General features: G+C 71.0%; 13 protein-coding genes. 10 read left to right on the forward strand and 3 right to left on the reverse strand.

Going from position 1 to position 11,284, the window contains the following annotated elements; translation table 11 throughout:
* Positions 1-7 precede the first annotated feature (7 nt).
* A complete protein-coding gene (gene ehuA, locus YWY_RS0112665; RefSeq protein WP_028847903.1) occupies positions 8-772 on the forward strand; it encodes an ectoine/hydroxyectoine ABC transporter ATP-binding protein EhuA in 765 nt (254 codons plus the stop codon).
* Positions 773-800: 28 nt separating this feature from the next.
* Here ehuA and YWY_RS0112670 read toward each other — a convergent pair whose 3' ends face one another.
* Both YWY_RS0112670 and YWY_RS24145 read right to left on the reverse strand, forming a co-directional pair.
* On the reverse strand, positions 801-1,547 hold the full coding sequence (locus YWY_RS0112670) for a hotdog family protein (RefSeq protein WP_038045057.1): 747 nt from the start codon (positions 1,545-1,547) through the stop codon (positions 801-803).
* Between the two features lie 10 nt (positions 1,548-1,557).
* Positions 1,558-1,731, reverse strand: coding sequence for a hypothetical protein (locus tag YWY_RS24145; protein ID WP_156899228.1), 174 nt, complete (start codon positions 1,729-1,731; stop codon positions 1,558-1,560).
* A 169-nt stretch (positions 1,732-1,900) separates the two neighbouring features.
* On the opposite strand from YWY_RS24145, the gene YWY_RS0112680 reads away from it, so the two are divergent.
* From YWY_RS0112680 to YWY_RS0112710, 7 genes are all read left to right on the forward strand, one after another.
* The gene (locus YWY_RS0112680; protein WP_028847905.1) at positions 1,901-2,674 is read left to right on the forward strand and encodes an enoyl-CoA hydratase-related protein; all 774 of its coding nucleotides are present in this window, start codon (positions 1,901-1,903) and stop codon (positions 2,672-2,674) included.
* Between the two features lie 52 nt (positions 2,675-2,726).
* Entirely contained in the window at positions 2,727-3,761 is a 1,035-nt protein-coding gene (locus YWY_RS0112685) for a sensor histidine kinase (RefSeq protein ID WP_028847906.1), read from the forward strand.
* On the forward strand, positions 3,758-4,540 hold the full coding sequence (locus YWY_RS0112690) for a LytR/AlgR family response regulator transcription factor (RefSeq protein ID WP_028847907.1): 783 nt from the start codon (positions 3,758-3,760) through the stop codon (positions 4,538-4,540). Before YWY_RS0112685 ends, YWY_RS0112690 begins: the two co-directional genes overlap by 4 nt.
* Positions 4,537-4,908, forward strand: coding sequence for a hypothetical protein (locus YWY_RS0112695; RefSeq protein ID WP_028848237.1), 372 nt, complete (start codon positions 4,537-4,539; stop codon positions 4,906-4,908). Before YWY_RS0112690 ends, YWY_RS0112695 begins: the two co-directional genes overlap by 4 nt.
* Positions 4,908-6,611, forward strand: coding sequence for a sodium/solute symporter (locus YWY_RS0112700; protein ID WP_028847908.1), 1,704 nt, complete (start codon positions 4,908-4,910; stop codon positions 6,609-6,611). Before YWY_RS0112695 ends, YWY_RS0112700 begins: the two co-directional genes overlap by 1 nt.
* Positions 6,612-6,678: 67 nt before the next feature.
* Positions 6,679-7,017, forward strand: coding sequence for a DUF485 domain-containing protein (locus tag YWY_RS0112705; protein ID WP_028847909.1), 339 nt, complete (start codon positions 6,679-6,681; stop codon positions 7,015-7,017).
* The gene (locus YWY_RS0112710; RefSeq protein WP_211227527.1) at positions 7,014-8,663 is read left to right on the forward strand and encodes a solute symporter family protein; all 1,650 of its coding nucleotides are present in this window, start codon (positions 7,014-7,016) and stop codon (positions 8,661-8,663) included. The genes YWY_RS0112705 and YWY_RS0112710 overlap by 4 nt, the downstream gene beginning before the upstream one ends.
* A gap of 161 nt (positions 8,664-8,824) precedes the next feature.
* Here the strand turns inward: YWY_RS0112710 and YWY_RS0112715 are convergent, their stop codons facing one another.
* On the reverse strand, positions 8,825-9,364 hold the full coding sequence (locus tag YWY_RS0112715; RefSeq protein WP_028847911.1) for an NUDIX domain-containing protein: 540 nt from the start codon (positions 9,362-9,364) through the stop codon (positions 8,825-8,827).
* Positions 9,365-9,381: 17 nt separating this feature from the next.
* Between YWY_RS0112715 and nucS the strand changes: the two genes are divergently transcribed.
* Complete coding sequence (gene nucS / locus YWY_RS0112720; protein WP_028847912.1) at positions 9,382-10,041, forward strand: endonuclease NucS; 660 nt, start codon at positions 9,382-9,384, stop codon at positions 10,039-10,041.
* A 136-nt stretch (positions 10,042-10,177) separates the two neighbouring features.
* On the forward strand, positions 10,178-11,197 hold the full coding sequence (locus YWY_RS0112725) for a hypothetical protein (RefSeq protein WP_156899229.1): 1,020 nt from the start codon (positions 10,178-10,180) through the stop codon (positions 11,195-11,197).
* The last annotated feature ends 87 nt before the right edge of the window (positions 11,198-11,284 follow it).

Raw genomic sequence — 11,284 nt, forward strand, 5'->3', positions numbered from 1 at the left:
CGCCGAGATGATCCGGTTCGAGAACGTCGTCAAACGCTTCGGCTCGAACACGGTTCTGGAAAATCTGAACTTCACCGTCGCCCCCGGCGAGTTCGTCACATTGATCGGGCCGAGCGGCTCCGGCAAGACCACCATCCTGCGCCTGGTGATGACGCTGGAACGGGTCACCGAAGGCACCATCTACGTGGCGGGCGAGCCGCTGTCGCACATGCCCAAGGGCGGCAAGCTGGTGCCCGCCGACGAGAAGTACCTGCGCCAGGCCCGCAAGCGGATCGGCATGGTGTTCCAGCAGTTCAACCTGTTCCCGAACATGAACGTGCTGCGCAACGTCACCGAGGGCCCGGTGCGCAGCCTGGGCAAGTCGCGGGACGAGGCGGACAAGCGGGCCAGGGAGCTGCTCGAGCTGGTCGGCCTGTCGGACAAGGTCGACGCGCGGCCGACCCAGCTGTCCGGCGGCCAGCAGCAGCGGGTGGCCATCGCCCGTGCCCTGGCCATGGAGCCGGAGGTGCTGCTGCTGGACGAGGTGACCTCGGCGCTGGACCCCGAACTGGTCACCGGCGTGCTGCACCTGCTGAAGGACATCGCCACGACCACCGACATCACGTTCCTGTGCGTGACCCACGAGATGCAGTTCGCGCGGGACGTCTCGGACCGGGTGATGATGTTCGACGGCGGCAAGATCGTGGAGGACGGCCCGCCGGAGAAGATCTTCACCGCGCCGGAGAACGACCGCACCCGCGAGTTCCTGCAGGCGGTGCTCGACCGGGCGTGAGCAGGGCACCGGCCGCCGGGCGCGGGCGTCAGGCGGTGGCCACCCGGAACTGCTCGAACTGCTCCTCGGTCAGCCCGACCCAGGTGGCGTCGGCGTGCGCCAGCACCTCGCCGTCGGCGCCCCAGATCACCGAGCCGGAGTGGCGCTTGCGGCCGTCCACCGCGCGCAGCCAGCCCGCCGCCACCAGGCGCTCTCCTGCCTTGGGCAGCCGCAGGATGCGTGCGGTCAGCTGGCCGAGCACGTGCGGCCCGGCTCGGTGCTCGGTGTCGTGGTACCAGCACAGGCCGCTCGGGCAGTCGAGCGCGGCCCAGACGTACCGCGGGTCGAGTGTGCCCGCGGAGCCGACCAGCGATTCCTCCGGTGTCCACGGCCAGGCGACGAGCAGGTCCCGGGAGGTGCGGCCGGGGAACAGCCGCAGCCCGTCCCCCTCGGCGCGGGCAGGCCCGCAGGTGAAGCAGCCGGGGAAGGGATGCTGGGCCCGGTAGGCCTCGACGTCGAACTCCTCGGCGGCGGCGACTGCCTCGTCGTACGAGACCGGCTCGGGCAGATCGCCGGACGGCTCGCCGGGCCGCGCCCGGGCGATCACCGTCTCGCCGTCGCGCAGCTCGGCCCCGTCACCGGTGGACACCAGGTGCAGCGTGCGGTCCAGCGGCGGCGGCCGGAACAGGCGCACCTGCGCCGGGCCGTCGACGGCCGCGGCGGCGACACCGCACGTGTACCCGCCGTTGCCCGAGGCGTCCGGTCCATGGAATCGCTGTTCGATCCGCACCTGCATGGGCCGGATCCTACCGAGCGGCCGGCCGGCTCTCCGTCAGGTAGCGCTCGCCGGTGCGGATTTCCTGCAGGGCGGCGCACAGCGCGCTGAGCACCCGCAGGTCCTCGGCCCGGTGCCGTTCGATCACGTGCGTGAGCAATTCGGCTGCCAGCGCCAGCTCGCGGCGATCGTCGTCGGTGACCATCGCACTTCCCTTCCGCCGCCGTCGGCCGGCGGCTGCGGGTCCGTCGATCTTCCACCCGGGAGGCGAGACGAACCGGTTCGTCTCCCGATGCTAGATCGCGGCGCCGGCATTCCCGGTGCGACGCGCTGAACCTTCGGCGACGTGCCGGCGAGCCACTAACGTAAGGGGCATGGCGGGCTACGAGCACCTCACCGTCGAGCGCTCCGGCGCCACGGTGACCATCACCATGCGACGTCCGGCGAAACGCAACGCGCTGTCCACACCCCACCTGGAGGAGCTGCTGCGGGCGTTCACCGAGACGGCGCAGACCGACGCGACCGGTGTGATCCTGGCCGGCGAGGGCCCGGTCTTCTCCGCCGGGCACGATTTCGCCGAGGTCGCCTCGCTGGACACCGACGGGGTACGGCAGCTGCTCGACCTGTGCACGCGGCTGATGACCACACTGCACACCGTCCCGCAGGTGGTCATCGCGCGCGTCCACGCGCTGGCGACGGCGGCGGGCTGCCAGCTAGTCGCCTCGTGCGATCTTGCCGTGGCGGCCGAATCGGCGGCGTTCGCGCTCCCCGGCGGCAAGGGCGGCTGGTTCTGCCACACCCCCGCGGTGCCGGTGGCCAGGTCGATCGGCCGCAAGCGGCTGATGGAGATGGCGCTGACCGGCGACCCGATCGACGCCCGCACCGCCGAACGATGGGGCCTGGTCAACCGGGTCGTCCCGGACGACGAGCTGGACGACGCGGTGGCCGGCCTGCTGGCGCGGGCCACCAGGGGCAGCCGGGCCAGCAAGGCGCTGGGCAAGCGAACGTTGTACCAGCAGCTCGACCGGCCCGAGGACGAGGCGTACGAGCTGGCCGTGCGGGTGATGGCGGAGTCGTCCGGGCTGCCCGGCGCGAAGGAGGGCATGGCGGCGTTTCTGGCCAAACGGCCCCCGCAGTGGCCAGACTGAGCGCGGTCGCGCCGACGGTTCGGCGTTCCGAGGGCACCGACGAGGAGGTCGCATGCTGTCGCGCGGACGCTCCGACACCGCCGCCACGCTGCGCCGCGCGCACAAGCTGTCGCGGGCGTTGCGGGACGGCCTGCGGGGCGACGGCGTCTTCACCGCCGCCAGGCAGGCCAGGAAGCTGCTGCACGCCCGCGCCGTCGGCCTCGCCGGACTGGACGGGGCGATCGTCTGGTCCGGTGCGCCGCGGCACGAGGAGCAGGCCCAGGCCATGGTCAACGACGTGCTGCACGACGAGACCCACGGCGGACACGCCGAGCTGACCGTGTTGCCGCTGGACGTGGCCGACGAGATCGCCGGTGCCATCGTGGTGGAAGGCGACGTGAGCAATGCCGACGTGCACGAGGTCGCGGTGCTGGTCTCGGAGGCGCTGGAGCGGGCCAGGCTGGAAGCGTCGGCGGAACAGGCGCTGCAGTCCGAGCTGCGCGCGCTGCGCGCGGAGATCTCCCCGCACTTCGTCTACAACGCTTTGACGGTGATCGCGTCACTGGTGCGTAGCGATCCGGACCGGGCCCGCGATCTGATGCTGGACTTCGCCGACTACATCCGCTACAGCCTGGCCAGGCACGGTGAATACACCACGGTGGCGGACGAGTTCCACGCCATCGAGGCGTATTTGACGCTGCAGCGCGCGGTGCTGGGGGAGCGGCTGCGGGTGCAGGTGCGGGTGGCCCCGGACGTGCTGGCCGTTCCGCTGCCGTGCCTGGTGCTGCAGCCGCTGGTGGAGAACGCCATCCGGCACGGGATCGAGCCGAGCGGCGAGACCGGCACGGTGCAGGTGCAGGGCGAGGCGGAAGGCAACGACTGTGTCATCAGCGTGGAGGACGACGGCGTCGGGATGCAGCCGGAACGGGCCGAGCAGATCCTCGCCGGGAAGGGATCACCGGACAGCGTCGGCCTGTCCAACGTGGACCGCCGGCTGCGCACGGTCTACGGACCGTGGTACGGGCTGGTGGTGGAGACCGCGCCGGGGGAGGGCACGCGGGTGATCGTGCGAGTGCCGCTGTTCCAACCGGGTGTGTTGCCGTCATGAAGCCCTACAGCAAGCCACTGAAAGTGCTGGCCGTCGACGACGTGCCCGCCGCGCTGGCGGACATCTCGCAGCTGCTGCAGGAGGCGCCGGAAGTCGGCGAGGTCAAGGGTGCGGGCGACGCCATCACCGCGCTGAAGATGATCCAGAGCGAGCAGTTCGACGCGGTGTTCCTGGACATCTCCATGCCCGGCCTGGACGGCCTGGAGCTGGCCTCGCTTCTGGCCAAGCTCAACGAGCCGCCGGTGATCGTGTTCGTGACCGCCTACGACGGGCATGCGGTGACCGCCTACGGCATCGGCGCGGTCGACTACCTGCTCAAGCCGGTGCGGGCCGAGCGGTTGTCCGCGGCGCTGGCCAAGGTCGTGCGCATGCTGCCGTCCTCGGCCGAGGAGCCGCCGCCGCAGCCCGACGCGCTGGCCGCGATCCCGGTGGAAAGTGGCGGACGCACTCGCTACGTTCGGCGCAGCGACGTCGCGTTCGTGGAGGCGCACGGCGACCACGTCCGCCTGCACACCCCGAGCGGGGTGCATGCGGTGCGGATGCCGATCTCCCGGCTGGAGGAGTACTGGGAAGGCACCGGTTTCGTGCGCACCCACCGCAGCTTCCTGGTGGCGTTGAAGGCGATCAAGGAGCTGCGCAGCGACGCGGTGGGCGGCTTGCTGGCGCACACCGAGCTGGGCGACGTGCCGGTCAGCCGACGGCACGCGCGGGAACTGCGCGAGCGGCTGCTGCACGCGGCACGGGCCGCCGAACTGGATCAACCACGCGGACGGGACTGACCATGGCCAAACGCGTCGCGGTGATGAGTCCGCAGACCAGGCTGGCCCGATCGCGACGCAGGCTGCGCGGGCGCTGGCGGATGCCCCGGCTGGACCCGGACGACGCCGAGCGCGCGCTGCGCAACTACCGGCTGCAGCGGCGCCGCGGTGTCGCCGCGCTGGTGCTGATCTTCGCCATGCTGCTCGGGCTGCCGCTGCTGCTGAGGGTGGCGCCGGGGCTCACCGACGTGCGGTTGCTCGGCATCCCGGTGTCCTGGCTGGTGCTGGCGGTGCTGCCGTACCCGCTGATGAGCTGGCTGGCCGGCTGGCAGTTGCGCAGGGCCGAGCGGGTGGAGGACGGTACCGGGCACGGGGACGGGGCACGCTGATGGTGCCTGCGCTCGCGGTGGCCGCGGTCATCGGCGTGACGCTGTTCATCGGCTTGCGCGGTGTCGCGGCGATGCGCACGACCTCGGACTTCCTGGTGGCATCGCGCCGGGTGACGCCGCTGCTCAACGCCGGGGCGGTCTCCGGGGAGTACCTGTCCGCCGCGTCGTTCCTCGGCGTGGCCGGGCTGATGCTCAAGGACGGCATGGGCGCGCTGTGGTACCCGGTCGGCTTCACTGCAGGCTACATCCTGATGCTCGTGCTGGTCGCCGCCCCGATGCGCCGCTCGGGGGCGCTGACCGTGCCGGACTTCGCCGAAGCGCGGCTGGCCTCGCCGCCGCTGCGCAAGCTGGCCGCGGTCGTGGTGCTGGTCATCGGGGCGCTGTACCTGGTACCGCAGTTCCGCACCGCCGGGCTGGTCCTGACCGTGGTCAGCGGCACGCCGTACTGGTTCGGCGTGACGGTCGCCGGCGCGGCGGTGGCCGCCACGCTGGCGTTGGGCGGCATGCGCGCGGCGACCTACGTGCAGGCGTTCCAGTTCGTGCTGAAGCTGCTGCTGTTCATCATCCCGGCGGTCTGGCTGCTGGCCACCGTCGGCGAGGACGTCCGGCACCGGGCGCTCAACCCGGAGGAGTTCACCCACTTCGAGCGGGACACCACGGTGACGTTCCGGGTGGACGCCACGTTGGAACCGGGCGGGTTCGTGCCCGCCGGGACCCGGATGGAGTTCCCCGCGGGGGCGCAGGTGCCGCACGTGGTGGGGTCCACCCCGCCCGGTGGTGAGGAGTGGCAGCTGCCGCTGCTGGACTTCGGTCACAGCGGCTACCCGCTGCTGGGCACCCTGGCGGTGCTGGTGGCCACCTCGCTGGGCACGATGGGCCTGCCGCACGTGATCATGCGCTTCCACACCAGCCCGGACGGGCGGGCCGCGCGGCGCACCGCGGCCATCACCGTCGGCCTGCTCGGCGTGTTCTATCTCTTCCCGGGGATCTACGGGGTGCTCGGCAGGGTCCTGGTGCCGCACCTGTACCTGTCCGGCGCCACCGACACGGCGGTCGTCGCGATGCCACTGCAGGTCGACTCCGGGTGGCGGGGGACGCTGTTCACCACGCTGCTCACCGCCGGGGCATTCGCGGCGTTCCTGGCCACCTCGCTGGGGTTGCTGCTCGCCGTGTCCGGCGCCATCGCCCACGACCTGTCCCCTGGGGGGCTCGGACGCCTGCGGGTCACCGTGCTCGCGGCTGCCGCCGTGGTCGTCGTGCTCGCCCTCTTCGCCGCTCACCTGGACGCGGGTCTGCTGGTCACCTGGGGCTTCACCGTGGCGGCCTCGACGTTCTCGCCCCTGCTGGTGCTGGGCATCTGGTGGCCGCGGCTGACCGCACCAGGCGCCATCTGCGGCGTCGCGGCAGGCCTGCTGTCCTCGTCCGGGGCCATCGCCGTGACGCTGTTCGGGCCGCCGCTGCCCGGTGTGCTGGCCATCCTCGTCACCCAGCCCGCGATGTGGACCGTGCCGCTGGCGGCCGTCACCATGGTGCTGGTCTCGCTGCGTGGCCGTCCGCCCGCCTGGGCCATGACCGCCATGCTGCGGCTGCACCTCGACGAAGCGCGCGAACCGATGTTCCAACCCCGCCGGGGGAACCGTTCGGCGTGGTCGTCGCGCCGTTGGTGGACCGTTCGTCGCATGCTGCGACGGTCTGGCCGGTGATCATTCCGCAGCCGCCGTCGGCCTCTTTAACGTGGCGTGCGACACAGTCCCGGTACGGAGGTCGACGATGACTACCACCGAACGCACGCTCGCTCCCGAGGACTGGGAGCGGGTCCATCAGAGTGCGGACTTCGCCCGGTTACGGCGCAAACTCCGATCGTTCGTCTTTCCCATGACCGGCCTGTTCCTGGCCTGGTACCTGCTGTACGTGCTGCTGGCGGACTACGCGCCGGAGTTCATGTCGACCGAGGTCTTAGGCCACGTCAACGTCGGGCTGCTGTTCGGGCTCGGGCAGTTCGTCTCCACGTTCGTCATCACCGGGCTGTACGTGCGGCACGCCAACAAGCACCTGGACCCGGTGGCCGACAAGCTGCGTGACGAGCTCGAGGAGGTGGCCGCCAAATGAGCGCCGAACTGTTCCTGGCCCAGGACACGCTCGAGGGCAACAACCCGGTGCTGAACATGGCCATCTTCGGCCTGTTCGTCGCCGTCACGCTGGTCATCGTGCTGCGGGCCAGCCGCAGCACCAGGACCGCATCGGACTACTACGCCGCGGGCCGTGCGTTCTCCGGTCCGCAAAACGGCATCGCCATCTCCGGCGACTACCTGTCGGCGGCGTCCTTCCTGGGCATCGCGGGCGCCATCGCGGTCTACGGATACGACGGGTTCCTCTACTCGATCGGCTTCCTGGTCGCCTGGCTGGTGGCGCTGCTGCTGGTCGCCGAACTGCTGCGGAACACGGGGAAGTTCACCCTCGGTGACGTGCTGGCGTTCCGCATGCAGCAACGCCCGGTCCGGGCCGCGGCGGCGACGTCGACGCTGGCGGTGAGCTTCTTCTACCTGCTGGCCCAGATGGCCGGTGCGGGCATCCTGGTCGCGCTGCTGCTGGGCATCACCAGCGACGCCGGGCAGGCGCTGGTGATCAGCATCGTCGGTGTCGTGATGATCATCTACGTCCTGGTCGGCGGCATGAAGGGCACCACGTGGGTGCAGATCATCAAGGCGGTGCTGCTGATCGCCGGTGCCGCGGTGATGACCTTCTGGGTGCTCGCCCAGCACGGGTTCAACCTGTCCGACGTGCTCGGTGCGTCGGCCGACCGCAACGGTGACGCGGTGCTGCACCCGGGTGCCAAGTACGGCGCCACCGAACTGTCCAAGATCGACTTCATCTCGCTGAGCCTGGCGCTGGTGCTGGGCACCGCGGGCCTGCCGCACGTGCTGATGCGCTTCTACACCGTGCCGACGGCCAGGGACGCGCGCCGGTCGGTGGTGTGGGCGATCGCGCTGATCGGCCTGTTCTACCTGTTCACGCTGGTGCTGGGCTACGGTGCTGGGGCACTGGTGGGCGCGGACGCGATCTCGTCGGCGCCGGGTGGTGAGAACGCTGCCGCCCCGATGCTGGCGCAGGCCCTCGGCGGTCCGGTGCTGCTGGGCATCATCGCCGCCATCGCCTTCGCCACCATCCTCGCGGTGGTGGCCGGCCTGACCATCACCGCGTCGGCGTCGTTCGCGCACGACATCTACGCCAACGTGATCAAGAAGGGCGAGGTCGACTCGAAGGAGTCCGAGGTGCGGGTCGCCAGGATCACCGCCGTGGTGATCGGCGCGCTGGCCATCGTCGGCGGCATCCTGGCCCGTGAGCAGAACGTCGCCTTCCTGGTCGCGCTGGCGTTCGCGGTGGCCGCGTCGGCGAACCTGCCGACCATCGTGTACTCGCTGTTCTGGCGGCGGTTCAACACCAGGGGCGCGCTGTTCAGCATCTACGGCGGCCTGATCGTGACGATCACGCTGATCGTGTTCTCCCCGGCGGTGTCCGGCAAGGTCAAGGTCGACCCGGAGACCGGGGAGGAAGTCTCGGCGTCGATGCTGCCGCTCGGTGTGGACTTCTCCTGGTTCCCCCTGGAGAACCCCGGGCTGGTGTCGATTCCGGTGTCGTTCTTCCTCGGCTGGCTCGGCACGATGCTGTCCAAGGAGCACGACTCGGAGAAGTTCGCCGAGATGGAGGTGCGCGCGCTCACCGGCGCGGGCGCGGAGAAGGCCACTCAGCACTGACTTCCCGCCTGGTTCTGCACCCCGGCGGTGCGGCGTCACGGTCTCGCAGCCTGCGAGGCGGTGCGCCGCACCGCCTTTCCATGCTCGGCCCTGTCGCGCATGGCGGGCGCGCTCGCCGCACCCGGGAGGTGCTGTTCGGCGCGGTACCGGCGCCGCCGCTGTCACCCCTTGGCGCGTTCGTGCAGCAGCAACAACGCGTAGGCGGCGATGCTCTGGGCGTCGGTCACCAAGCCGGTGCGGATCATCTCCTCGAACTCCGCGCGACCGAACCACGCGGCGCGCATGTCCTGTTCCTCCAGCTCGCGCTCGGGCGGCCCGGCGGTCAGCTCGGTGGCCAGGAACGCCCTGCCGCGTTGGCTGGACAGACCGGGGGCGACGTCCAGCAGGCCCAGCTCCACCAGCCTGCCCGCCCGCAGCCCGGTCTCCTCCCGCAGCTCGCGGGCGGCCAGCTCGGCCGGGTCCAGGTCTTCCCGGTCCGGCGCGGTGCCCTGCGGGAACTCCCACCGCCGCAGCCCGAGCGGATACCGGTACTGCTCGACCAGGTGCATCCGGCCGTCGTCGGCCATCGGGATGATCAACGCGTAGTCCGGCTTGTCCACCACGCCGTAGATGCCGCGGGAGCCGTCCGGGCGCTGGACGGCGTCCTCCCGGACCGTCATCCAGCTGTTGGCGTAGACCTCGCGTGAACCCAGTGTCCGCATGCGGTTAGCCTCGCACGGTGCGTCTTGTCATCGCCCGCTGCCAGGTCGACTACCACGGACGGCTGACCGCGCATCTGCCGATGGCCACCCGGCTGGTGCTGATCAAGGCCGACGGCTCGGTGTCCATCCACTCCGACGACCGCGCCTACAAGCCGCTGAACTGGATGAGCCCGCCGTGCTGGCTCACCGAGGACGACGGCACCTGGACCGTGCGCAACAAGAACGGCGAAGAACTGGTCATCACCGTGGACGAGGTGCTGCACGACTCGTCGCACGAGCTGGGCGCGGAGCCCGGGCTGGTGAAGGACGGGGTGGAAGCGCACCTGCAGCAGCTGCTCGCCGAGCACATCACCACGCTGGGCGAGGGCTACACGCTGATCCGCCGCGAGTACCCCACCGCGATCGGCCCGGTGGACATCCTGTGCAAGGACGCCGACGGCACGACGGTGGCCGTGGAGGTCAAGCGCCGTGGCGAGCTGGAGGGTGTGGAGCAGCTGACCCGCTACCTGGAACTGCTCAACCGGGATCCGTTGCTCGCCCCGGTCACCGGGGTGCTGGCCGCCCAGCAGATCAAGCCGCAGGCGCGCACGCTGGCCGAGGACCGCGGCATCCGGTGCGTCACGCTGGACTACGACGCCTTGCGCGGCGCGGAGAGCGACGATCTGCGGCTGTTCTGACGTCGCCTGCCGGACGTGTCGGCGTTCACCCGGGGCCCGCCGACACCCGCCCGGATCGGTGGCCCCGGCGGGCGCCCGCCGCGCGGATTGCCGGGATCCACCTCCGTGCGATGCACCGTGGCGCTACGGTGCATGCGTGCCTCACTTGCGATCGATGTTCACGGCCCGCCGTGCCGCCGCCGTGCTGGTGGCTCTCGCCGCGCCGGTGATCCTCTCCGGGTGCGGCGGAGACGACCTGGCCAAGGTCACCTACCAGCGGACGACGGTGCCACCGCAGCCGGGCAGCGGCGGCGCCGGGCCGGTGCCGCAGGGCCAGGTCGACGTGCCGGAGCTGGCCGTCGACAAGCTCAGGCTGGTCGACGCGTGCCAGCTGCTGACCGGGGAAGCCGTCACCCAGCTCGGCAAGCCGGACAAACCGCTGCCGCTGTATCAGGAAACCTGCATGGTGGACGTGCGCGACCCGGCGGACAAGCAAGTGAAGCTGAACCTCCGACTGGACCAGAGGGTGTTCCAACCGCGGGAGCAGGCCGCAGGCGGGCTGGACGGGCTGCCGCTGTTCGAGCAGCGCGACGGCGACAAGTGCTCCGACACGGTGCTCACCGACGAGTCGGCGAAGATGGGCATCGGCCTGGACGTCACCTACGAGCAGGGCGAGCCGTGCGGGACCGCGCGCCGGGTGTTGGCCAAGATCATCCAGCGGCTGAAGACCGATCCGCCGCGCATCGACGTCCCGCCGAACTCGTTGCGCCAGGTCGACCCGTGCTCGGTGCTGCCGAAGCAGGAGGTCGCCGACCTGCTCGGTGCCGACGCGGCGGCGTCGCAGGACTCGCTGCACGGCTGCAGCGCGCAGGCCACCGACCCGACCAAGGGCTCGGTCGTGGTCGAGTTCCGCTTCTCCGGCCCGCCGGTCGAGGCGGGCAAGTGGAAGCGGATCACCATCTCCGGCTCGGTACGGGGGGTCCAGAAGTACCTCACCCCGAGCATCGAGCGCTGCGAGGTCGAGTGGGAGCACAAGAAGTACAGCGGGCCGCTGGCCAGGGACGGCGAGACCGTCCGGGTCGAGTTCGCCAACTACCTCGGCGACGGCACCGCGCCGGACGCGTGCCGGAAGGCGCGCCAGGTGGCCAAGCAGGTGTTGAGCGAACTGTCGGGGTGACGCGGGCCTCGGCAGTCCGACCCGGCGCAGCTGGAGCGGTTGCGCCGAACTGCCGGGGTGACGCGGGCCTCTGAGTTGTTGCGTCCC

Source organism: Thermocrispum agreste DSM 44070 (assembly GCF_000427905.1).
Taxonomy (GTDB): domain Bacteria; phylum Actinomycetota; class Actinomycetes; order Mycobacteriales; family Pseudonocardiaceae; genus Thermocrispum; species Thermocrispum agreste.